Here is a 21,248-nt window from a genome sequence, read left to right as displayed (position 1 = left end):
GGGGCTGCTAGGGTGTGGCCTTCCAATCACCCGGATTCCACAGCGCGAATCCACTTTCCGCGAGGAACAGGCAATGGCAGCAGCACAGTTGAGGGACAAGGACACGGCGTACTGGGGCGTACCCTGGGAGCAGGCCTACGGCTATCCGCAGGCCCGTCGGGTGGGTGACGAAATCTTCGTCTCGGGGCAGTTCAATCACGACGCGGACGGCAATCTGGTAGCGCCGGCACCGCTGGACAGCGAGGGCCGCCCCAGCGACTTTTCCACCATGGGCGAGCAGATGCGCACCGCCTACGACAACATCGCCACACTGCTCGCGCTCTATGGCGCCACCCTGCAGGACGTCGTCGAGGAAACCCTCTATGTGCTGGACATGGACGCCGCCTTCGCCGTCGTCGGCAAGGTGCGCAAGGCAGCCTACGGCTGCGAGGCACCGCGCTGCGCCAGCAACATCATAGGTGTTTCGCGGCTGGCCCAGCGCCCGCAGCTGATCGAGATCGCCTGCCGGGCGGTGATTGGCAGTCGCGCGCGCTAGGCAGAGGCTTCGCGCTCTTCGGGCGCAGTGGCAAACGGGCGCTGACCTTCCACCAGCGCCTTCTGCTCGGCCACCGCCGCCGCACAGAACGCCATGAAGGCCTTAACACGCCAGGACTTGCGGATGTCCTGATGGGTCAGCAGCCAGAGTTCGTCGTTGAGCTCCGGCACCACCGGCCCCACGCGCACCAGGCCGGGCGTGGTATCGCCCAGCATGCAGGGCAGAAAGCCGAAACCCAGCCCCGCCACGATGGCCGCACTGGCGGCGGCGACCGAATCGGTACGGTAGGAGACATCCTCAGGCGCCACCCGGCATTCCAGATAGGCAGCCGCCTTGAGGTTGGCCAGGGCGGAGGTGTAGGACACCCAGGCCTGACCGGCCGCATAGGGATCCTCCTGCCGCGCACCGCCACGACTGCCATAGGCGGCCCAGGCGATGGTGGCCAGCTTGCGCCCGACCAGGCTGTCGGCGGGCTTTCTAGTGGCCCGGATCGCGATGTCTGACTCGTCGCGGGCCAGACTCAAGGTCTGATTCCCCACCAGCACCTCGATGGTCATGCCATCGTTCGCCGCCTTGAAATCGGCGATGATGGGGGTCAGGAAGTACAGCAGCAGCGAGTCGCTGGTGGTGATGCGCAGCTTGCCCAATGGCCCCTGGGCGGCGCGGGATACCCGTCGGGCGACGCTGACGATATCCAGTTCGACCCGCTCGCCCAGGGCGCGGAGCTCTTCGCCTTCGACGGTCAGCTGGTAGCCGGAGCGACGATGGTCGAACAGGGCGACACCCAGGGTTTTCTCCACCTGTGCGACCCGTCGGGAGACGGTGGAGACGTTGATGCCCAGTTTCTTGGCGGTCGCCGCCCGATTGCCGGACTCGCTGAGGGCCTTGATGATGCGCAGGTCGTCCCAGGACAGCTGGCTGACCGCCGCCCCCACATCCCAGCGCGCTGCAGCCTGATCAGGTTGGCTTGGAGAAGCCGGTTTTGCTGAGGCGTCCACACCTGAGGTTCCGTCGGTTGTTGTCGGGCATCATACGAAAAAGGCCATGGCAGAACCACGGTCGGGCAAGGGCGCTGGCGGTACCTGCAGCCATGCGGGCCTTCCACGGGCGTATTTGGTGGGCGGTCACTGGCGATTCCCCCCGGCCAAGTGCCGCTCAGTCATCAATATGGACAGTTCATGCGATAACTGATGTATTCATCAGGCCATCACGAAAGATGATGGCAATAAGCCAGTCGGCAATCGACAGCAGTGCTTTCAGGTAAGACCACCATGGGCATCGACGACACCGAATTTCCACCTCGCTTCACCCTGACCAGTCCGCTGGACCTGAACCGGGTCATGGATCAGGCCCGCCTCGATCAGGGCTTCATGCGCCGGGTCATCACGGTGCTGGAAGAGTGTGGTGTGGACGATCGTACCGACGACGAAAATGCCCTGCTCGAATGGGCACGCAGCTTCCAGCGCCGGCAGCCGGGCGAGGTTGAAGGTTAGGGGACCAGAGGTGCCCGCGCCGGGCGTTGGCCCGCCTGGTTCAGGCATTGCGCCTGGTCCGAGCCTTTCCGCGGCCGACCGATCCTTGGAGGGGCAGCCACGGCCTCCCGATCCGGCGTAGACGTGGCGTCAGCCCTGATCCGGGCTTCCCGTGGGAGCCGTTTCCGCCACCAATCCCAGAGGCACAGGCGCCAGCAGCGCCGTCTCGGCCACCATGTCGGCCACCCGTTCGTTGAGATCCTGTACGGCCTGGAGCACAGCCTGGACGTTCGGATCGTCGCAATCGACCTTGCCCAGCCGCCTGGCATTTTCCTGTAGCTGACGATGGAGGCCGAGCAGGGCCTCCCGGGCTTGGCTCTGGGGATCAGGATGCATGGCGAGGTCTCAGGCTCTTGTTTGGTTGATGGCGCCTGGCCACTATGTCCACATTGCTTTGGTATCGCAATAAACATTAAGGCGATTCCGCTACCTTTCGACGGGTGGCGGCAGGAGCAGGGGAGCGGATAGCCACGGTGTGGCTGAAACGTTCTGGCCAGATTTCCAACCACACCCTGGCACGCCCAAGCCCGACCAATCTCGGCGCCTCAAGCTAAGGTCGAACAGCCTGAGCCGCCGTGCCTGGCCTGGGGGCCGCCGCTTTCGGCTTCAGTAGCCGGCCACCAGGCCATCCTTGCGCGGATCGGAGCCGCCCACGTAGCCACCGGCGACGCGCTGGATGATCTGGGCGCCGCCGAAGGCGAACACGCCGGAGGGCTCCTCCACCGTCACCTCGTGGCCCAGGGCCCGCAGTGCTTCCAGGGTGGCCGGGTCCAGGCTGCTTTCCACCGCGACCCGGCGGCCGCCTTCGAGGCGCCAGCGTGGTGCGTCGGCGGCGGCCTGGGGATTCTGCCGGTACTTGAGGATGCGCAGCATCAGTTGCAGGTGCCCCTGGGCCTGCATGGGGCCACCCATCAGGCCGAAGGCCATCAGCGGGGTGCCGTCGGCATTCATGGCGAAGCCGGGGATGATGGTGTGGAAGGGCCGCTTGCCCGGAGCCACGCTGTTGACGTGGTCCGGTGCCAGGGTGAAGCCGGCGCCGCGATTCTGCAGGCTGATGCCGGTGCCCGGCACCACCACGCCCGAGCCGAAGCCCATGTAGTTGGACTGGATGAAGGAAATCATCATGCCGCTCTCATCAGCCGCCGACAGGCAGACGGTGCCGCCGGGGCGTGGGGCGCCATAGCCGGGATCGCCGGCACGCGACCCGACCAGCCCGGCGCGTTCGCGCAGGTAGGCCGGGTCCAGCAGGTGTTCGGCCTGGATGCGCATGTGCGCGGAGTCGGTGACGTGCTGGTAGAGATCGGCCAGTCCCAGCTTCATGGCCTCGATCGAGCGGTGCAGGGTGGCGGGGCTGTCCACGGGATCCGCGCCGATGCCGGCGGCTTCAAGGATGCCCAGGCCGGCGAGGGTGGCGATGCCCTGGCCGTTGGGCGGCAGCTCGTGCACCACGGCGCCGGCGAAGGGTACCGAGAGGGTGTCGATCCAGTCGGCCCGGTGGGCGCGCAGATCCTCTTCGTCCAGCACCGCTCCGTGCTCGCGGGCATGGCGGGCCATGGCCTGGGCCAGTTCGCCCTGGTAGAAGGCAGCACCGTTGCTTTCAGCGATGGCCTCCAGGGTTCGCGCGTGGTCGGGCAGGCGCACCAGGGTGCCGGCCCGGGGTACGCCGTTGGCCAGGAAGCAGGCGGCGAAACCGGGTTGGTCCTTGAGCTGCTCGGCCCCGCGGCGCCAGAGTTCTGCGATCACCGGGGTGAGCAGGAAGCCATCGCGGGCATAGTGGATCGCCGGGGCGGCGAGGGTGGTCAGCGGCAGCTTGCCGTAGCGCTGGGCCAGGGCGACCCAGGCCGAGACAGCCCCGGGCACCGTGACCGCGCCCCAGCCGCGGGCCGGCATGGCGCTCTGGCCGGCGAAGTATTCCGGCGTCCAACCGCGCGGTGCGCGGCCGGAGGCATTGAGGCCCTGCACCTTCTCGCCGTCCCAGACGATGGCGAAGGCGTCGCTGCCGATGCCGCAGCCGGTGGGTTCCACCACGGTGAGCACCATGGCGGCGGCCACCGCGGCGTCCACCGCGTTGCCGCCGCGGCGCAGCATCTCCACGCCGGCCTGGGCGGCCAGCGGCTGCGAGCAGGCCACCAGGTTGCGGCCCATGACCGGCGAGCGAGCCGAGGAATAGGGGTTGTGATAGTCCAGATCGGGCATGGCGAAGGGTCTCATTGGTGACGAGGATCAAGGGCGTCGCGCAGGCCGTCGCCCAGCAGGTTGAAGCCGAGGACGGTGAGGTAGATGCAGACGCCCGGGGCGATGGACATCCAGGGCGCCTGCTCCATGAAATTCTTGGCGGTGTTCAGCATGGAGCCCCAGGAGGGCATCGGCGGTTGCTGGCCGAGGCCGAGAAACGACAGGCTGGCCTCGGCGAGGATGGCGGCGGCGATGGTCAGGGTGGCCTGGACCACCAGCGGCGAGAGGATGTTGGGCAGGACGTAGCGCCAGAGAATCCAGCGATCCGGCAGGCCGATGGCGCGCGCTCCCTCCAGATAGTCCTCGTGGCGGATGGCGAGCACCTGGCCACGGGTCAGGCGGGCGAACACCGGCATGGCGGACAGGCCGATGGCGATCATGGCGTTGCCCAGACTCGGGCCGAGAAAGGCGCCCAGGGCGATGGCGAGGACCAGGAAGGGACAGGACAGCAGGGCTTCGACCAGGCGTGAGACCACGGCGTCCAGCCAGCCGCCGAAGTAGCCGGCGACCAGGCCCAGGGGCACCCCCACCAGCAGGGCGATGGCCACCGAGACCACGCCCGCCAGCAGGGAACTGCGCGCGCCCCACAGCAGGCGCGAGAGCAGGTCGCGCCCGAGTTCGTCGGTGCCCAGCCAGTTCAGCGCCGAGGGCGCCTTGCGTACCGCCAGGAAGCTGGTCTTGAGCGGATCGAAGGGGGCCAGCCAGGGTGCCAGCAGGGCGGCCAGGGCGAAGGTCAGGATCAAGGCGGCGCCGAGCAGCGCGCCGCGATTGGCGCTGAACTTGCGCCAGAAGGGCGAGCGCGCGGGTCTCAGGGTGGCCGGGCGGGGCAGGGTCAGGGCGTTCATGCGGCGTGCCTCAGGCGCGGGTTGATCAGGCGGTAGAGCAGGTCGGCCACCAGGTTGAGCAGCACGAAGCCCACCGCCACGCAGAGCACCACCCCCTGGACCACCGCGTAGTCGCGGTTGAACACGGCGTCGACGATCATCTTGCCGAAGCCGGGGATGCTGAAGACCTGCTCGGTGAGCACCGCACCGCCAAGCAGTTCGCCGAACAGCAGGGTGGTGAGAGTGACGATGGGCATCAAGGCATTGCGCAGGGCATGGCGCAGGATCACCACGCGCTCGCGCAGGCCCTTGGCTCGGGCGGTGCGTACGTAGTCGGCGCGCAGCACCTCCAGCATGGCCGCTCGGGTATGGCGCATCAGGGTGCCGGAGAGGCCGGCGCCCAAAACGAAGGCCGGCAGGATCAGGGTGCGCAGGTTGCGCAGCGGGTCCTCGTGGAAGGGCACGAAACCGGAGGCCGGCAGCCACTGCAACTTCACCGCGAAGAGCAGGATCAGGAGTATGCCGAGCCAGAAGTGCGGGATGGAGATGCCGGACAGGGCCACCAGGTTGGCGCCGTAGTCGACCGCCGTGCCCCGGCGTACCGCGGCGAGGATGCCGGTGGGGATGCCGATGAGCAGCGCGATGACGATGGCCAGCAGCGACAGCTCCAGGGTCACCGGCAGCTTTTCGGCGATCAGCGCCGTCACCGGCTGGTCGGTGCGCAGCGAGATGCCCAGGTCACCCCGCAGCACCCCGCCCATCCAGTGCAGGTACTGCACCGGTACGGGATCGTTCAGCCGGTATTTCTCGCGCAGGAATTCCAGCACCTGGGGATCACGCTCCTCGCCGGCCATGGCCAGCACCGGATCGCCCGGCAGCAGTTGCTGCAGGGTGAAGACGAACAGCGACACCAGCAGCAGGGTGGGCAGGGCACTCAGCAGGCCACGCAGGAAGAGGCGCAGCATGGCTATTGCCCGCGGGTGACGCCGGCCAGGCGAATCAGGCCGTCGGGATTGGGGACGAAGCCCTTGAGATCGGCGCGGGTGGCGATGATGCGCGGATCGAAATAGAGATAGAACACCGGCAGCTCCTCGCGCAGCAGGGTCAGGGCCTGGGCATAGAGCGCCTGACGCTGGGCCTGGTCATTGATGGTGCGAGCCTGGTCGAGCAGTTGATCCAGCGCGGCGTTGCAGTAGCGGCCGTCGTTCTGGTTGCCCTTGCAGGTGACGAATTGATGCACGTTGCCATCCGGATCGGGGCGGCCGGACCAGGCGCTCAGGCCGAGCTGGAAGTTGCCGGCGTGCTGTTCGGCCAGCAGGGTGGCGTATTCGGTGGCGACCAGGTTGACCTCGAAGCCGGCCTCGGCGGCCATGGCCTGGATCAGCTGGCCCACCTGCTGGGCGATGGGGTTGTTGGCGATCTTCAGCTCCACCTTGACCGGCAGGCTGACGCCGGCGGCCTTGAGCAGCGCCTGGCTGCGCGCCACGTCGCGGGCCGGCACGGCGAAGGCCTTGTCGTAGTAGGGGCTGCTCTGCGGGAAGGGCTGCACGCTCGGCGCATAGAGGCCTTCGAACACCACCTGGTTGAGCGCCTCGCGATCCAGCGCCAGGTCGAAGGCCTGACGCACGCGCTTGTCGCCGGCGAAGGGATTCTTCGCCCGGTCGCCATTGGCCATGTTCACCATCAGCTGCATGTAGCCCAGGCCCGGGGTGTTGTAGAGGGTGAAGCCGGCCTGGCCCTGCAGGCCCTTGACGTCGGTGGGCGCGACCCGCTCGACGATGTCCAGGTCGCCCGAGCGCAGGTTGGCGAGGCGCACCGAGGTGTCCGGGATGGGCAGGAAGATCAGCCGGTCGAAGTGGTAGGCGCTGGCGTTCCAGTACTGGGGGAAGCGCTCCAGCACGATGCGGTCCTGCTGCACCCGCTGCACGAAGCGATAGGGACCGGAACAGACCGGCTTGCTGCCCACGTCGCCGGTGGACGCCTTGGGCGCCAGCATCATGCCGGCGCGGTCGGAGAGCTGGGCGAGCAGGGTGGCGTCGGGTTGCTTGAGGCGGATGCGCACGGTCTGGGGATCGACCACCTCGACGGTATCCACCGAAGCCAGTTCGCTCTTGCGCAGCGAGTCGGGCAGGCTGCGGGCGCGGTCCAGGTTGAATTTCACCGCGGCGGCGTCGAAGGTCTCGCCGTCATGGAAGGTCACGCCCTGGCGCAATTGCAGCGTCAGGCTGCGGTTGTCGTCGCTCCACTGCCAGGCGGTGGCCAGTTGGGGCACCAGCTCCAGCTGTGGCGAGACGTCTACCAGCTTGTCGCACAGGGCGGTGTAGACCAGCCGCCCCGAATAGGTCCGCGAGCGGTGCGGATCGAGCACGTCGGGATCGTCCTGGATGCCGATGCGCAAGGTGGTCTCGGCCAGGGCGGAGCCGCCGGCCAGGAGCAGAAGGGTGGCGGTGAGCCAGGCGGAGGCTTTCATGGGGTGGACTCCAGAAGGGATTGATGACGGTTGAACAGGGCCAGGCGGCGCGTGAAGGCGGCGCTGGTGGCGATCAGCGGCGGCGGTGAGGAGCCCGCGCCGGCGATCTCGCGCCAGAAGTGGCAGGCCACCCGGCCTTCGCCGGCGGCGGATTCCAGCAGCGGCTTGGCCTCGCGGCACAGCGGCCGGGCGTGGGGGCAGCGGGTGTGGAAGCGGCAGCCGCTGGGCGGCGCCGTGGGGCTGGGCAGGTCGCCGCCGAGCAGGGTGCGTGGCCGCCGCGCCCGCGGATGGTTGACCGGCACCGCGGCCAGCAGCGCCTGGGTGTAGGGATGCAGGGGCGACTCGAACAGCGCCTCCACCGGCGCCAGTTCGACGATCTCGCCCAGGTACATCACCGCCACCCGGTCGCTCATGTGGCGGATCACGCCGAGGCCGTGGGCGACGATGATCAGGGTCAGCCCGAAGCGCGCCTTGAGGTCTTCCAGGAGGTTCACCACCTGGGCCTGCACCGAGACGTCCAGCGCCGACACCGGCTCGTCGCCGAGCAGCAGCCGCGGCTCGGCGGCCAGGGCGCGGGCGATGCCGATGCGCTGGCGCTGGCCGCCGGAGAATTCATGGGGATAGCGCCCCGCCAGTTCCGGCGCCAGGCCCACGGTGCGCAGCAGCTCGGCCACCCGCTCGGCGCGCTGGCCCCGATTCAGCGGCTGGTGCAGCCACACGGGCTCGCCAACGATGTCGGCCACGCTCATGCGCGGATTCAGCGAAGCGAAGGGGTCCTGGAAGATGATCTGCAATTCCTGGCGGACCTGGCGCAGCGCCGCCGGGCTGAGATTGCCCAGGTTGCGGCCTTCGTATATGACATCGCCGGCGGTAGGGGCGAGCAGGTTGAGCAGTAGCCGGCCGAGGGTCGACTTGCCCGAACCGGACTCGCCCACCAGCGCCAGGGTCTCGCCGCGGCGCACCGCGAAGGAGACATCGCTGACCGCCTGCACCGGTGGTCGTGGGCGTTGCAGGAAACCGGCCTGGCCACCGAAGTGCTTGGTCAGGCCGATGGCTTCGAGGATGGGGCGTTCCACGGCGGTCATGCAGGGGTCTCCAGGTGCTGTTCCAGGGGCGCGCGCAGGCAGGCCACCTGCTGCCCGGGAGCGAGTTCCACCAGGGGTGGCGGCGCGACGCGACAGGCATCGAGGACGAAGGGGCAGCGGCTGGCGAAGCGGCAGCCGGCGGGCATCTCGGCGGGCGTCGGCACCCGGCCGGCGATGGTCGCCAGGCGTCCCGTGCGCGGTCCCAGCGAGGGCATGGAGCCCATCAGGCCGAGGGTGTAGGGATGCTGCGGATCGTCGAACAGCTGGGCGACCGGGCCGGATTCCACCACCCGGCCGGCGTACATCACTGTCATCTCGTCGGCGACCTCGGCGACCACGCCGAGGTCGTGGGTGATGAGGATCATGGCGCTGCCGGTCTCGGCCTGCAGACTGGCGATGAGTTCGAGGATCTGCGCCTGGATGGTCACGTCCAGCGCCGTGGTGGGCTCGTCGGCGATGATCAGCGCCGGGTCGTTGGCCAGCGCCATGGCGATCATCACCCGCTGGCGCATGCCGCCGGAGAGTTCGTGGGGATAGGCCGCCAGTCGCTGGGTCGCCGCCGGCACCCGCACCTTCTCCAGCATCTCCAGGGCGCGCTGCCGGGCAGCCGACTGACTGCCACCACGATGGCGCAGCACGGTTTCCATCAACTGTTCGCCGACGGTGAAGGCCGGATTCAGCGAGGTCATCGGCTCCTGGAACACCATGGCCAGGCGATCGCCGCGCAGGTCGCGGCGGCGCGCCTCGGGCATGCCCAGCAGGTCCTCACCCATGAAGCTGGCTTGATGAGCGCGGACCTCGGCGGTGGCCGGCAACAGCCCCATCAGCGCCATGGAGGTCACGCTCTTGCCACAGCCTGATTCGCCCACCAGGGCCAGGGTGCGGCCCGGCTGCACGGTAAAGCTCAGCCCTTCCACCACCGCCGCCGGGGCGCCGGCGAAACGCACGCTGAGATCGTCCACCACCAGCACCGGGGCACTCATAGGGCCTGCTCCAGGGTCTGTTGCAGCACGCTGTCCAGTGCCAGTTGCAGGGCGCGCAGATGGGCGCGCATCACCGCCGCGGCGCGGACCGGATCGCGGGCATCGAGGGCTTCCACCAGGGCCTGGTGGTCATCGTGGTAGGCCAGCAGGCGCTGGGCATTGCGCGCCCGGTGGCGCAGGTCGCGCCAGATCGGGTCCAGGCGGATGGCGTCGAGCATCTCGAACAGGTCCAGCAGCAGGCGATTGCCGGCGGCCTCGGCGATGCTGCGGTGGAAGGCGCTGTCCCACAGCTCGATGGCATCTGCATCCTCGCTGCTGCCCAGGCGTTCGAAGGCGGTGCGCTCGGCCATGCGGCGAATCAGGGCGCGCTGTTCGCCACTGGCGCGCTGGGCGGCCAGGGCGGCGAGATTCGGCTCCAGGTGCAGCCGTGCCTCCATCACCTCGCTGAAATTGGTGCGCGCCGACAGCTGGGTCAGGGTGAGGGCTGCGCTCGGCGGCGTGGGCCCGACGTAGGTGCCCTTGCCCTGGCGGCGCCACACCTGGCCCTCGGCTTCGAGCACCGCCAGGGCGCGGCGGATGGAACGCCGGCTGACGCCGAATTCACTGGCCAGCTCGCGCTCCGGCGGCAGGGGTTTGTCTGGTAGGTTGCTCTGCTGGGCCACCAGGTTGCGCAAGGCATCCAGGGCCAGGCGGGCACTGTCGTCGGTGTGGATCTGCATCGAACCTTTGCCTCTTAGGTCTGGGCCGTCTCCCGCTGCGAAACGCGCTAACAACGCGATCGCAGGGGAGATGCGAATACCTGAGGCGGGTGCAAGGCCGATGCCATTTGAAATTGGTTCGCTGGACCTTTCAGCGCGAGGCTCTGGGGCGATGCCTGGATTCCGGTCGCGGTCCGGACCCGCAGCATTGGTTCGCGTCTGGGCGAACCTTTGTCCGGCTACTCACGAGACGCTGCGCCAGGATGGAGCCCGGTTGCACCGGAGCGGCGCGTTGGGAATGTCACTCAGCGCCTGCCCCGATACTCCGCCTCCCACGCTGAGCGGATCGATGCAAGGGATAGCCAGATCTTCCTCGTGCTGCCGGACCCTACGTAAATGTTCGGTCCCGCTGCCGAGCGCTGAATGGACAAAGCCGCGGAAGAGTCTTCGTGGCGGTCAGTGTCCAGGCCTCGCCCAGGAGAGCGTCGATAAGGACCATTAAAGGGCTACATGTCTCGCCACTGCACATGGCTGTGCCGAATGCCTGGATGGTCTACTCGGCATTCGGCTGCATGCGCTTCTACGTCTGGTCCAACACCACCCGCGGGGACGTCGCCGCTCGCCTTATCAAATGACGGCCGACTGGCATCAGGGCGTCAGCCGATGGGCAGTTCACCGGGCACGATGACGATGAACAGGCCGAACATCGGTAGCGATCTTGAAGAATTCCTTCTGGTACTTGCCGAAGGTCATTTCCGTTCGATTCATCAGCAGGAACAGCCAGGCGACTGTAGGACTCGGATAACGCTGAGGTAGAGAGTCATTTCACCATTTTCGGCGGCGAACACTGTTCAAGTGGGTAACGCGGATGGCGATGGGCTCCGCCATCATGAGGTGAGGGTGCTGCCTATCCTGACGCCCTTCTGGCACGCGACTACCACTTTCTCGCTACTTCGATTCAGCGCTCAGAGGGGTGTTGATCGTGGTAAGCCTTACCTGCGAATCGGCATTTCATTCCTTTTTGGCATTGAGATGGCTTTCCACTGCACGGAACGTAAGCAACAGCAGACCGGCAATGCCGAGCGTGAGGGGGGCGCCTAGGGCGCTGGCGAGCAAGCCGGCGAGCAGGCCACCCACCGCCTCGAAGCCGAAGCGCATGGCGATGTACAGGGCGATCACGCGGCCACGCAGCGCTGCCGGGGCATCGCCCTGCAACAGCATGTTGGTGCTGACGTTGTTGGCGGTGATGCCGAAGCCCAGCAGGGCCAGCAACAGTAGCGCCAAGGGAAGCGGCAGCTGGAACGCCAGCAGGCACAGGGCCAGGGCACAGCACAACTCGGCGATGAAGATCACGCGCCTCAGGCGGTGCAAGGCGCCGGCGAGGGCGAGCATGATCGTGGCGACGAAGGCACCCGCACCGGCGGCTCCCCATAGCCACCCCAGCATCCGGGCATCGCCGAGGTAGAGCGTCTTGGCCAGTACCGGCAGCAAGACGCTGTAGTTGGAGGCCAGCAGGTTGACGGCGACCACCCCCAGCATCAGGCGCCGGACCGAGAAGGTATTCCAGACGTAGTCCAGGCCTTCACGAAACATCTGACTGGTCGAACCGCTGGCTTTGGCGGTCGCGCTGCCCTGAACCTTCGTCAGGCCCAGCAGCAAGGTAGCAAAGGCGATCGCCGTGATCAGGAAGCACAGCGCTTCGCTACTGGCGGCGATCAGGGCGCCGGCCAACGGCGGGCCGATGAAGCGCGCGGCGTTGATCAGCATGGCATTGAGGGCGAGGGCGTTGGGCAAATCGCTGGCGTCGGCCACGAAGCTACCGATGAGTGCCTGTCTGAGCGGTGTTTCCAGGGCATTCAGCAAGCCCAGGAATAGAGCCATGGCGATCAGGATCGGCGCGTCGATCCAGCCTTGCCAGCTCAAGAGCGCGAGCAACAGCGATTGGATGGCCAGCAGCGACTGCGCCGCGATCAGGCAACGGCGTTTGTCGTGGCGGTCGATCCAGGCGCCGGCGATCGGACCTACCAGCAATTGCGGGGCGAGCGTCAGAAAGGTGATGACGCCCAGTAGGGTGGCGGAAGCGGTGACGTGATAGGCCATCCACGACAGCGCGACCTGTTGCACCCATTTGCCCAGGGTCGACACGCCCTGGCAGGCGAAATAGATCTGGAAGTCACGATGGGCGAGCGCCCGTACAGCGGTGGGCCAACGGGAGGGCTGTGCAGGTTTCGCCAAGAAGGCTGTCTCCAGATTGACTCGGCAGGCAGCGGCCGGTCCGGCAGGTCAAGTGCGGCACCGCGACAACCAGCACGGCGATGCTTGGGACAAGAGCGGCTACCCCCTGGCGCTCATGCCATACAGGGCGGGCAGTGCGCAGAACCCGTCATCAGGCCGGCCGTTTAAGTTGCGGGGTAACAACCAGCTATGAGCTGGCTTTTTAGAATGTCATTTCGTTTTGTTGTTTGCAATGGCAAGCCCGCCAGCCCGAGCAGCCGGGCTGGCAGACATTTGCCTGACGTGGGCGAGACGGAAGTCTCCTCGTCCGGCCCTAGCGGCCGGCACGGCGCCGTTGTCGAGCATGGGGTGAACAATCAAGCCGGCCGGAAGTAGGACCGATGGCCTTCAGTCTTGGAGTGGGGTCGATGCCGAGGAGGGCGCATCGTTTTCCGGTAACGCGCCGTGACGAAGCAGATGCACGACTTCGTCCTGCGTCTGGTTGACCGCCCCGAGGCGTTCGATCAGTTCGGCCGCGCGACTGCCGCGCAGGCCGGCGGTGGTGAGCTGGCCGGCATGGACGTAGGTGTAAACCCCGGACACGGCGAATGCCTTAAGGCAGGCGATGTGCCGCGCCTGTTCGAGCAGGCTGCTGCGAAAAGCTTCGCTGGCGAAGAAACGTCGGCGTTCCAGTGGCGAGGCGAAGACGATCTCCACCATCGACAGCGCCGCGCGGATGGCATCGGCCCGGTGCGCCACGTCGGGCGACGGCGGATGCTGACCGTCGTTGACGAAGGGCACGCACGGGTGGACGCGCACTTTCAGGACGGCCGCTTGGGTGGCCAGCCACGGGCCCAGGTGGCTCAGCAGATAATTGTTCAGGTCCTCGAGGCTGTCGCGGGGATGCAGATGGAGCTGCAGGCGATCCAGCTGGTCGGGACCGTTGTGCTGCTCGTCCGCCAGCGTGTTCTTGAAGGCGTGGGAGCCATGGGGCAGATCATAGGCAAGCGTCTCGGCGAACATGTTCTGCTCGTCGCTGAACAGCACGGGGCTGGCGGCCTGGAAGATACGCTGATGCGCCTCGTCAGCGAAGCCGATCTCGACCATTCCATCCAGTTCGTAGTCGGGAATCTCGCGGATGCCCTCGGCCAGCGGCCACAGATGGGCGTCCTGCTCTCGGTCGAAGTGGTATTGGACGTAGTGACCGAGCCCCGGCAGACGGGCGCACAGGGGACCGTGGACATCACGCCAGTATTGCGCGAACAGGTCATGGGGCACGCGTTCGCGACGCTTGACCGTGGTGTAGCTGTTGAGAGTGATCATGGGGGCGCATTCCTGGACGCGAGGCTTGGAAAGTGGACCCCTGATGTTGGCGATAAGCTCCGGACGTTCGCGAGCGAGATCCCGGGCCATGGTGCGTACCTACCCGCCCGGACCCGGACGCGCTCGATCCGTGGAGCGCGTCCTGCTCGTCCAGGCGCGAAACGGCTGTCAGACCTGCGCCATGCCACCGTCGACCGGCAACTCGGCGCCGGTGATGAAGCTGCTCTGGTCGCTGGCGAGAAAGAGCGCGGCCGCGGCCACTTCCTCGACGCGTGCCATCCGGCCAAGTGGGATCAGCCTGTTCAGCTGCTCCCGTACCTCCGCCGAGGTCGCCGCCATCATGGCGGTGTCCGTGGGGCCCGGCGCGACGACGTTGACGCGGATGTTGCGGGGCGCCAGTTCATTGGCCCAGGTCCGCGCGAAGGAGCGTACCGCCGCCTTGCTCGCCCCATAGACGCCATAGCCCGGGGTGCCGATCGCGGCGGCGATGGAGCCGATCAATACGATGGTGCCGCCAGCGGGCATGATCGCCGTCGCCGCCTGGGTGGCGAAGAGCAGGGCGCGTACGTTGAGCGCGAAGGTGCGGTCGAAGTGCTCTGCGGTGAGGGTCTCGAGCGGTGCGAACTCCGAGAGGCCGGCGTTCACCACCAGCACATCCACCCGCCCGGCTTCGCGCCGCACGCTGTCGAAGAAGGCATCAAGGGCCGTCACATCGGACGCATCGAGGCTGCGCTCGAGCAACCTGCCCGCGCCGCGTTCGACGTCGCGGGCCTGGGTGCGTCGACTGCTGGCGTACACCGTGGCGCCCTCGGTCGCGAAGCGTTCCGCGATGGCCCCACCGATCCCGCCATGACCACCGATCACGACGGCGACTTTTGCTGAAAGTATGCTCATGGATCCTCACCCGGTTGCTGTGGCTGTCCAGGAGCACGGTATCATTCGTATATCTGATCGCAAGAACGCACCTGAGGGTGCCTAGATATCCAGGCGGATACCCATGTCCAGCAACGAGCTCGAACTCCCGCTCGACGTCAGCGCGACGCGTCCCATCCTCGAACACATCGGCAACAAGTGGGCCGTGCTGATCCTGAGCGTCCTGTGCACGCAGCCGGCGCGCTTCAACGATCTCAAGCGCCGCCTCCACGGCATCACCCACAAATCCCTTTCCGAGGCCCTGAAGCGGCTCGAGCGCAACGGCCTGATCAGTCGCAAGGTACTGCCGACACAGCCGATCGGCGTCGAATACACCATCACCCCGCTTGGCAGCTCGCTGCGCGAACCCTTCGCCGCGCTTTATAGCTGGGCCCTGGCCCATGGCGCCGCCATGGAAGAGGCGCAACGGGTCTACGACGAGTCGCGAAAGGGAGAAGGGCAGGACGAGGACCTCTAGCGCCCGTCATCTGGGTTCGCCGCTCTTGCCAGCGTAGCGGACGGGCGTGGCGCTTCAGGGACTGCCGGTGAATCCCCGGCAAGAGGCTTGCTGAGTCATGAGCGCGGGCGGGACGGACTCTCCCTCGCCTGGGAGGCGCCTCGCCGCCCTCTGGAACGGCCACCACGCGGCGTGCGTCAGCGCTAGCGACTCAACTCATAGGCGCACATGTTCACCGTGGCCGCCAGATTCAGGGACTCGATGGCGCCCGAGCCGCCGATGGTGAAGGGCTGGGCGTTCAGCGCCGCCAGCTGCTCGCGCGGAACGCCGCGGGCTTCGTTGCCGAACAGGTAGCAGTCGAAGGCTGCGAAATCAGCGGACTGCACCGGCGTGCCCTGCATGTCCAGGCAGGCGATGCGAGGGAAACGCTCGGCCAGCCCGTCGAGTTCGACGTCGAGTTCCAGCGGGGTGTGGAAGATGGCGCCCATGCTGGCGCGGACCACCTTGGGGTTATAGGGATCGACGCTGCCCGGGCTGAGCAGGCAGCGGAAGCGCCCGAACCAGGCCAGGGTACGCAGGATGGTGCCCAGGTTGCCTGGATCCTGGATCTCGTGCAGATAGACGGCGCGCTCGCCCTCGACCGCTGCTGCCACGGGCTCCCGGGGCATGGGTACCACCGCAAGGATGCCCTGCGGGGTCTTGGTGTCGGCGAGCTGCGCCATCTGGCGGTCGCTGATCAGGTGCGTGCGGAACGGACTCTGCCAGTGTTCGTAGGCGCCCGTCACATAGAGTTCGGCGCGCTGCAGCGGGGGATGCTGCAGCGCGGCCTTTTGCAGTTCCAGCGCCAGGTGCTCGCCCTCCACCAGGAAGTGGCCGAATTCGGCGCGGTACTTCTTCTGGTGGAGCTTCTTGATGTCGTCGAGCTTCATCAACCCGCGGCCCGAACCAGCGGCGCGTCTTGCGCGTCGCCTTCCGCGAGCATCGCCTTGGCCAGGGCCTCGGCGACCTTGATGCCGTCCACGCCGGCAGAGAGGATGCCGCCCGCGTAGCCGGCGCCTTCCCCGGCCGGATACAGGCCGCGTAGATTCAAACTCTGCAGGCTGTCGTTGTCGCGGGTGATGCGCACTGGCGAAGAGGTGCGGGTCTCGATGCCGGTCAGGATGGCGTCATGGCGGTCGAAGCCGCGGATCTGCTTGCCGAAGGCGGGCAGGGCTTCGCGAATGGCCTCGATGGCATAGGCGGGCAACGACGGCGCCAGATCGCCCAGGCGCACGCCGGGCTTGTAGGAGGGCTCGACTTCACCGAATTCGGTGGAGGGCACGCCGCGAATGAAGTCGCCGACCAGTTGGCCGGGCGCGCAATAGTCGCTGCCGCCCAGTTCGTAGGCGCGCGATTCCAGGCGCTCCTGCAACTCGACGCCGGCCAGCGGATCGCCGGGGAAGTCCTGCTCGGGATTGATGCCCACCACGATGCCGGAGTTGGCATTGCGCTCGTTGCGCGAGTACTGGCTCATGCCGTTGGTGACCACCCGGCCCGGCTCGGAGGTTGCGGCCACCACGGTGCCGCCCGGGCACATGCAGAAGCTGTAGACGGCGCGGCCGTTCCTGGCGTGATGGACCAGCTTGTAGTCGGCGGCGCCCAGTTCCGGGTGGCCGGCGTACTTGCCCAGGCGGGCCTGGTCGATCATGCCCTGGGGGTGTTCGATGCGGAAGCCGACGGCGAACGGCTTGGCTTCGATGTACACGCCCTGGCGGTGCAGCATGCGGAAGGTGTCGCGCGAGCTGTGGCCCAGGGCGAGCACCACATGGCGGCTGTGCAGGGTTTCGCCGCTGGCGAGCACCACGCCCTCGAGCTGGCCGTCATTGATCACCAAGTCGGTCACCTTGCTCTCGAAGCGGACTTCGCCGCCGAGGGCGATGATCTCTTCGCGCATGGCGGCGACCACGCCGGTCAGGCGGAAGGTGCCGATGTGCGGCTTGCTGACGTATAGGATCTCTTCCGGCGCGCCGGCGCGGACGAATTCGTGCATCACCTTGCGGGCGTAGAACTTCGGATCCTTGATCTGGCTGTAGAGCTTGCCGTCGGAAAACAGTCCCGCACCGCCTTCACCGAATTGCACGTTGGATTCGGGACTCAGCACCTTCTTGCGCCACAGCGCCCAGGTGTCCTTGGTGCGGCTGCGCACGTCCTTGCCGCGCTCGAGCACGATGGGCTTGAAGCCCATCTGGGCCAGCAGCAGGGCGGCGAACAGGCCGCAGGGACCGAAACCCACCACCAGCGGGCGCTCGGTCAGGTTGGCCGGCGCCTGGCCGACTGGGTAATAGCCGGTGTCCGGCGCCGGACGCACGTGCAGGTCATTGGCGAAGCGCGCCAGTACCGTCGTCTCGTCGCGCACTTCCAGGTCGATGATGTAGATGAACAGGATGACGCTGTTCTTCTTGCGCGCATCGTAGCTGCGCTTGAACACGGTGAAATCGAGGAGGTCGGCGTCGCTCAGCTTCAGGCGTTCCAGGATGGCCTGGCGCAGCTCGGCGGGGGTGTGGTCAAGCGGCAGAGACAGTTCGTTGATGCGAATCATGACAATAATCCTGGCCGGTGACTCCGGCAAAGGAAGGGATGAGGGGGGTAGGGCGGCGATTGTACCCGGCGGCTCCAGCGCTGTCAGGCCGGGACGATGGGCGCTCCACTGGGCGGCCTGGCGGTCGCTCGGGCGATCCCCGATTCGTCCCCGGGCGTTATCGGCTTATAATCGCCGCCACTTTGCGGCCGGCCAGACCTGGCGCGCGTCCGCTCCTCACCCGCTTTCCCGTGGTAGCTCCAACATGAAAAGATCCAAAAGCAGCCGTCGCTGGCTGGATGAACACGTCAACGATCCCTATGTAAAACGCGCTCAGAAAGACGGCCTGCGCTCGCGCTCCAGCTACAAGCTGATCGAGCTCAACGAGAAGGACAAGCTGATCCGTCCCGGCATGCTGGTCATGGACCTGGGCTCCGCGCCCGGCGGCTGGTCGCAGGTGGCCGGCGGCATCGTTGGCGACAAGGGCCGCGTGGTGGCCACCGACATCCTGCCGATGGGAGCCCTCGACAACGTCGACTTCGTCCAGGGCGACTTCACCGACGATGCCGTCTTCCAGAAGATCCTCGGCGTGCTCGATGGCCGCCAGCCCGATCTGATCGTCTCCGACATCGCGCCCAACATCAGCGGGGTCGCGGCCGCCGACCAGGCCGCCGCCATGTACCTGGTGGAACTGACCCTCGACATGGTGCGCCAGGTGCTCAAGCCCGGTGGCAACTACGTGGTCAAGGTGTTCCAGGGCGAAGGCTCCGATGTCTTCCTGAAAGACGTACGCACCTCCTTCGAGAAGGTGTCGATCCGCAAGCCCGAAGCCTCGCGTCCCCGCTCGCGCGAGGTCTATCTGGTGGGCAAGGGTTTCAAGGGCTAGTTCTGGCCCTTGCCGCCGGCGCGGGCCTGCCAGATGGCCCGCCGAGATGATCTTCCGCCGTGCTGTTTCGTCATTAATACCTGCCGCTACCCGCCGAGTGTCTGCGCCAGCTCCTGAAGCTGCTGCAGCGCATCCGCGCGTCTTTCGAAGAGCCGCTTCCTTGCTCAGGAGACGCTGAGACCCCCGTAACCAGGGACAAGGCGAACTGACGTTGCTCTTCAGCGCTATCCCGCAACTGTTAAGGGATGTTTCCGGCAGGAGTTAATTCCTGCGCGGCTGCTAGGGTTCCTATTCATCTGCGCTCAAGCAGTTGTTGCGGCGATTTTGTGCCGAAGACTGGGAGCGGGAGAGATGAATACCTATGTGTTCGAGACGGCCAGAAGATTGCTGACGGACATCTATGGCGCCTTGTACGAGATGGAAAGCGGGCATGGTTTCAGATGCGTGAAGGCCGAGCGAGGTCAGATCTTCCTGTATCGGCCCGTGGCGGGTCTGGCCGAGGGCAATCTGGGCGAGATCGCCTTCGAGATCGAATCCCATGCCAGGCGCGCAGGCCGAGGGGTCGTCGAAACCCGACACTTCTTCAGGCAGTTGAAAGTCGCCAGCGGCCACCCCACCGAGCGTGACAGTCGCTATGACTGGCCGCGGATCGGCTTCACCGATAAGGAAGAGGTCACGGCTATCGTGCTCGAGCTCAAAGCCTTTCTCGGCGTGGGCCGCTGAGGCTTTCCAGCAGACAGCCTGGCCAGGGATCCTGACCAGCGTCCATCCGGTGTCTTGCAGGCAGAGGTGCTCACCCTGGGGTGAGCACCTCTGCCGAAGGGGACCATGTTGCCGGACCGGTCTCAGGCCGGCTCTTCGAAACGGGCATAGCCGACGGGGATGCCGCCTTGGCTGGCGTGCCGCGAGTTGTCGACGAGAGCGGCCGCCCGCTTGGCCAGCCCCGGTCCCGAGCGCTTGGTAGCGGGGCGCGACAGATCTTGGCCGGTCAGGGTGCTGTTCAGGGTGAAGAACTCCATCAGTTGCTGGAGCAATTCGGCCTGGCTGCTCATCTCTTCGGCGGTGGCGGCCAGTTCCTCGGAGGCCGAGGCGTTCTGCTGGGTGACCTGGCTCAGCTGCAGCATGGCGCTGTTGATCTGCTCGACGCCGGAGGTCTGTTCTTCCGAAGCGGCAGTGATCTCCTGCACCAGGTCGGAGGTCTTGCTGATGGAGGGCACCATCTCGTCCAGCAGCGAGCCGGCGCGCTCGGCCAGGGCCACGCTGCCCTGGGCGACGTTGCTGATCTCCTGGGCGGCGACCTGGCTGCGCTCAGCCAGCTTGCGCACCTCGGACGCCACCACGGCGAAGCCCTTGCCATGCTCGCCGGCACGGGCCGCCTCGATGGCGGCGTTGAGGGCCAGCAGGTTGGTCTGGTAGGCGATGTCGTCGATGATGCTGATCTTGGCCGCGATGGTCTTCATCGCCACCAGGGTGTCCCTGACGGCCTGGCCGCCTTCGTTGGCCTCGCGATTGGCCTTGCCGGCCATGCCATCGGTGACCTTGGCGTTCTCGGTGTTCTGGGCGATGGAGGCCGACATCTGCTCGACGCTGGCACTGGTCTCCTCGACCGAGGCGGCCTGCTCGGTGCTGGCCTGACTGATGCTCTGGGCAGTAGCAGAGATCTCTTCCGACGCGCTAGCCAGCCCATCGGAGGCACTGCGGACATCGCTGATGATCTGCGACAGGCGCTGGTTCATGCCGTCCATGGCGCGCAGCAGGGCGGCGGTCTCGTCACGGCCCTCGGCGTCGATGCGCTGGGTGAGGTCGCCGGCGGCCAGGCGATCGGCGATCTCGACGGCGGCGCGCAGGGGCCGGGTGATGCTGCGGCTCATGAGGAAGCCCAGCAGGATGCCAAAGGCCACGCCCCCCGCGATGATGCCGATCAGCATGACCCGGCTGCGGGCATAGATCTGGTCGGTGAGGTCGTTGGCGTCGCTGGCGTTTTGCTCCTTGCGCTTGGACAGTTCGGTCATCAGCACGCCCACCTGGTCGCCATAACGGCGGACACTGACCAGCTGGTTGTCCAGCTCCGGATCGGCGTCACGGAGCGTCCGCTTGCCCGCGATCGCCATGGCCTGGTCCAGTTGAGAGGTGTAGCTGCCGAGCAACTCGTCGATCTGCCGGAAATTGGCGGCCGACGCCTCGCTGCTGAACAGGGGGCGGGCCTTGGCGAGATTGTCCCGCACGTTGGCCAGGCCCAGCTTGACCTCCGCCTTGGCCCGATTGCGATCCTCTTCGGAAGTTGCCAGCAGGTAGTTGCTGCGCGCGCGGCCGATAAAGACCAGGTTCAGATTGGCCTCCTTGATATAGGACAGCCCGAGCAACTCGTTCTGATAGAGCTGAGTCGCCAGATCGTTGATCTGACTGCTGTTGCTCAGACCTGCCAACCCCACGACCAGGCTGATGGACGCCACGGCGATCAAGGACACGATGAGGCGGGTGCCAATCCGGAAATTCTTGAACATCTGAAAGCTCCTGCTGAAAGGACCAGTGAACGA

20 protein-coding genes are annotated in these 21,248 nt (G+C 66.7%); 5 read left to right on the top strand and 15 right to left on the bottom strand.

All coding sequences use genetic code 11. The annotated features are described in order from the left end of the window. The first annotated feature begins 73 nt into the window (after window positions 1–73). Window positions 74–535 (top strand): Rid family hydrolase, encoded by a 462-nt coding sequence (locus DBY63_RS00530; RefSeq protein WP_027599740.1) that lies wholly within the window; start codon window positions 74–76, stop codon window positions 533–535. Here the strand turns inward: DBY63_RS00530 and DBY63_RS00525 are convergent. After that, on the bottom strand, window positions 532–1,470 hold the full coding sequence (locus tag DBY63_RS00525) for a LysR family transcriptional regulator (protein WP_223855448.1): 939 nt from the start codon (window positions 1,468–1,470) through the stop codon (window positions 532–534). The two genes, DBY63_RS00530 and DBY63_RS00525, sit on opposite strands and share 4 nt — an antisense overlap. Before the next feature lie 336 nt (window positions 1,471–1,806). Between DBY63_RS00525 and DBY63_RS00520 the strand changes: the two genes are divergently transcribed. Then, on the top strand, window positions 1,807–2,028 hold the full coding sequence (locus tag DBY63_RS00520; protein ID WP_108581022.1) for a hypothetical protein: 222 nt from the start codon (window positions 1,807–1,809) through the stop codon (window positions 2,026–2,028). Window positions 2,029–2,157: 129 nt separating this feature from the next. Here the strand turns inward: DBY63_RS00520 and DBY63_RS00515 are convergent, their stop codons facing one another. The 11 genes from DBY63_RS00515 to DBY63_RS00460 all read right to left on the bottom strand — a co-directional run bounded on the left by DBY63_RS00515 (window position 2,158) and on the right by DBY63_RS00460 (window position 14,793). Further along, window positions 2,158–2,403 carry a hypothetical protein gene (locus DBY63_RS00515; protein WP_108581021.1) on the bottom strand — a complete coding sequence of 82 codons (246 nt, stop codon included), beginning with the start codon at window positions 2,401–2,403 and terminating at the stop codon, window positions 2,158–2,160. 270 nt (window positions 2,404–2,673) lie between these two features. Beyond that, a complete protein-coding gene (locus DBY63_RS00510) occupies window positions 2,674–4,263 on the bottom strand; it encodes a gamma-glutamyltransferase family protein (RefSeq protein ID WP_108581020.1) in 1,590 nt (529 codons plus the stop codon). 11 nt (window positions 4,264–4,274) lie between these two features. Beyond that, window positions 4,275–5,147 carry an ABC transporter permease gene (locus DBY63_RS00505; RefSeq protein WP_042133579.1) on the bottom strand — a complete coding sequence of 291 codons (873 nt, stop codon included), beginning with the start codon at window positions 5,145–5,147 and terminating at the stop codon, window positions 4,275–4,277. Further along, complete coding sequence (locus tag DBY63_RS00500) at window positions 5,144–6,091, bottom strand: ABC transporter permease (RefSeq protein ID WP_027599735.1); 948 nt, start codon at window positions 6,089–6,091, stop codon at window positions 5,144–5,146. Before DBY63_RS00500 ends, DBY63_RS00505 begins: the two co-directional genes overlap by 4 nt. A 2-nt stretch (window positions 6,092–6,093) precedes the next feature. Then, window positions 6,094–7,596: an ABC transporter substrate-binding protein gene (locus tag DBY63_RS00495; protein ID WP_027599734.1), complete on the bottom strand. Its 1,503-nt coding sequence runs from the start codon at window positions 7,594–7,596 to the stop codon at window positions 6,094–6,096. Beyond that, window positions 7,593–8,681, bottom strand: coding sequence for an oligopeptide/dipeptide ABC transporter ATP-binding protein (locus tag DBY63_RS00490; protein WP_108581019.1), 1,089 nt, complete (start codon window positions 8,679–8,681; stop codon window positions 7,593–7,595). The genes DBY63_RS00495 and DBY63_RS00490 overlap by 4 nt, the downstream gene beginning before the upstream one ends. After that, on the bottom strand, window positions 8,678–9,664 hold the full coding sequence (locus DBY63_RS00485) for an ABC transporter ATP-binding protein (protein WP_108581018.1): 987 nt from the start codon (window positions 9,662–9,664) through the stop codon (window positions 8,678–8,680). The genes DBY63_RS00490 and DBY63_RS00485 overlap by 4 nt, the downstream gene beginning before the upstream one ends. Then, window positions 9,661–10,383, bottom strand: a complete 723-nt coding sequence (locus tag DBY63_RS00480; RefSeq protein WP_027599731.1) for an FCD domain-containing protein — start codon at window positions 10,381–10,383, stop codon at window positions 9,661–9,663. The genes DBY63_RS00485 and DBY63_RS00480 overlap by 4 nt, the downstream gene beginning before the upstream one ends. Before the next feature lie 990 nt (window positions 10,384–11,373). After that, on the bottom strand, window positions 11,374–12,597 hold the full coding sequence (locus DBY63_RS00470) for an MFS transporter (protein WP_108581017.1): 1,224 nt from the start codon (window positions 12,595–12,597) through the stop codon (window positions 11,374–11,376). 387 nt (window positions 12,598–12,984) lie between these two features. Next, on the bottom strand, window positions 12,985–13,899 hold the full coding sequence (locus DBY63_RS00465; protein ID WP_108581016.1) for an EthD domain-containing protein: 915 nt from the start codon (window positions 13,897–13,899) through the stop codon (window positions 12,985–12,987). Window positions 13,900–14,067: 168 nt separating this feature from the next. Then, the gene (locus tag DBY63_RS00460; protein ID WP_108581015.1) at window positions 14,068–14,793 is read right to left on the bottom strand and encodes an SDR family oxidoreductase; all 726 of its coding nucleotides are present in this window, start codon (window positions 14,791–14,793) and stop codon (window positions 14,068–14,070) included. Between the two features lie 103 nt (window positions 14,794–14,896). Here DBY63_RS00460 and DBY63_RS00455 point away from each other — a divergent pair, with 103 nt between their 5' ends. Further along, complete coding sequence (locus DBY63_RS00455) at window positions 14,897–15,289, top strand: helix-turn-helix domain-containing protein (RefSeq protein WP_027599725.1); 393 nt, start codon at window positions 14,897–14,899, stop codon at window positions 15,287–15,289. A 182-nt stretch (window positions 15,290–15,471) separates the two neighbouring features. On the opposite strand, the gene DBY63_RS00450 is transcribed toward DBY63_RS00455, so the two are convergent. Both DBY63_RS00450 and DBY63_RS00445 read right to left on the bottom strand, forming a co-directional pair. After that, a complete protein-coding gene (locus DBY63_RS00450) occupies window positions 15,472–16,197 on the bottom strand; it encodes an RNA methyltransferase (RefSeq protein ID WP_108581014.1) in 726 nt (241 codons plus the stop codon). Next, the gene (locus tag DBY63_RS00445; RefSeq protein WP_108581013.1) at window positions 16,197–17,846 is read right to left on the bottom strand and encodes an NAD(P)/FAD-dependent oxidoreductase; all 1,650 of its coding nucleotides are present in this window, start codon (window positions 17,844–17,846) and stop codon (window positions 16,197–16,199) included. The genes DBY63_RS00450 and DBY63_RS00445 overlap by 1 nt, the downstream gene beginning before the upstream one ends. Window positions 17,847–18,090: 244 nt before the next feature. On the opposite strand from DBY63_RS00445, the gene rlmE reads away from it, so the two are divergent. Both rlmE and DBY63_RS00430 read left to right on the top strand, forming a co-directional pair. Beyond that, window positions 18,091–18,711, top strand: coding sequence for a 23S rRNA (uridine(2552)-2'-O)-methyltransferase RlmE (gene rlmE, locus DBY63_RS00435; RefSeq protein ID WP_007158737.1), 621 nt, complete (start codon window positions 18,091–18,093; stop codon window positions 18,709–18,711). Between the two features lie 351 nt (window positions 18,712–19,062). Then, window positions 19,063–19,434, top strand: coding sequence for a hypothetical protein (locus DBY63_RS00430; RefSeq protein WP_027599722.1), 372 nt, complete (start codon window positions 19,063–19,065; stop codon window positions 19,432–19,434). 122 nt (window positions 19,435–19,556) lie between these two features. On the opposite strand, the gene DBY63_RS00425 is transcribed toward DBY63_RS00430, so the two are convergent. Further along, window positions 19,557–21,215 (bottom strand): methyl-accepting chemotaxis protein, encoded by a 1,659-nt coding sequence (locus DBY63_RS00425; RefSeq protein WP_108581011.1) that lies wholly within the window; start codon window positions 21,213–21,215, stop codon window positions 19,557–19,559. Window positions 21,216–21,248: the final 33 nt, after the last annotated feature.

Origin of the sequence: Pseudomonas sp. RIT411 (assembly GCF_003057735.2) — a bacterium.
GTDB classification, from domain to species: domain Bacteria; phylum Pseudomonadota; class Gammaproteobacteria; order Pseudomonadales; family Pseudomonadaceae; genus Chryseomonas; species Chryseomonas oryzihabitans.
This window is presented reverse-complemented; position numbering and strand designations above follow the sequence as displayed.

Coding starts and splice junctions, on each gene's coding strand:
- DBY63_RS00530 (WP_027599740.1), top strand. CDS start 74: ATGGCAGCAGCACAGTTGAGGGACAAGGACACGGCGTACTGGGGCGTA.
- DBY63_RS00520 (WP_108581022.1), top strand. CDS start 1,807: ATGGGCATCGACGACACCGAATTTCCACCTCGCTTCACCCTGACCAGT.
- DBY63_RS00515 (WP_108581021.1), bottom strand. CDS start 2,403: ATGCATCCTGATCCCCAGAGCCAAGCCCGGGAGGCCCTGCTCGGCCTC.
- DBY63_RS00510 (WP_108581020.1), bottom strand. CDS start 4,263: ATGCCCGATCTGGACTATCACAACCCCTATTCCTCGGCTCGCTCGCCG.
- DBY63_RS00505 (WP_042133579.1), bottom strand. CDS start 5,147: ATGAACGCCCTGACCCTGCCCCGCCCGGCCACCCTGAGACCCGCGCGC.
- DBY63_RS00500 (WP_027599735.1), bottom strand. CDS start 6,091: ATGCTGCGCCTCTTCCTGCGTGGCCTGCTGAGTGCCCTGCCCACCCTG.
- DBY63_RS00495 (WP_027599734.1), bottom strand. CDS start 7,596: ATGAAAGCCTCCGCCTGGCTCACCGCCACCCTTCTGCTCCTGGCCGGC.
- DBY63_RS00490 (WP_108581019.1), bottom strand. CDS start 8,681: ATGACCGCCGTGGAACGCCCCATCCTCGAAGCCATCGGCCTGACCAAG.
- DBY63_RS00485 (WP_108581018.1), bottom strand. CDS start 9,664: ATGAGTGCCCCGGTGCTGGTGGTGGACGATCTCAGCGTGCGTTTCGCC.
- DBY63_RS00480 (WP_027599731.1), bottom strand. CDS start 10,383: ATGCAGATCCACACCGACGACAGTGCCCGCCTGGCCCTGGATGCCTTG.
- DBY63_RS00465 (WP_108581016.1), bottom strand. CDS start 13,899: ATGATCACTCTCAACAGCTACACCACGGTCAAGCGTCGCGAACGCGTG.
- DBY63_RS00460 (WP_108581015.1), bottom strand. CDS start 14,793: ATGAGCATACTTTCAGCAAAAGTCGCCGTCGTGATCGGTGGTCATGGC.
- DBY63_RS00455 (WP_027599725.1), top strand. CDS start 14,897: ATGTCCAGCAACGAGCTCGAACTCCCGCTCGACGTCAGCGCGACGCGT.
- DBY63_RS00450 (WP_108581014.1), bottom strand. CDS start 16,197: ATGAAGCTCGACGACATCAAGAAGCTCCACCAGAAGAAGTACCGCGCC.
- DBY63_RS00445 (WP_108581013.1), bottom strand. CDS start 17,846: ATGATTCGCATCAACGAACTGTCTCTGCCGCTTGACCACACCCCCGCC.
- rlmE (WP_007158737.1), top strand. CDS start 18,091: ATGAAAAGATCCAAAAGCAGCCGTCGCTGGCTGGATGAACACGTCAAC.
- DBY63_RS00430 (WP_027599722.1), top strand. CDS start 19,063: ATGAATACCTATGTGTTCGAGACGGCCAGAAGATTGCTGACGGACATC.
- DBY63_RS00425 (WP_108581011.1), bottom strand. CDS start 21,215: ATGTTCAAGAATTTCCGGATTGGCACCCGCCTCATCGTGTCCTTGATC.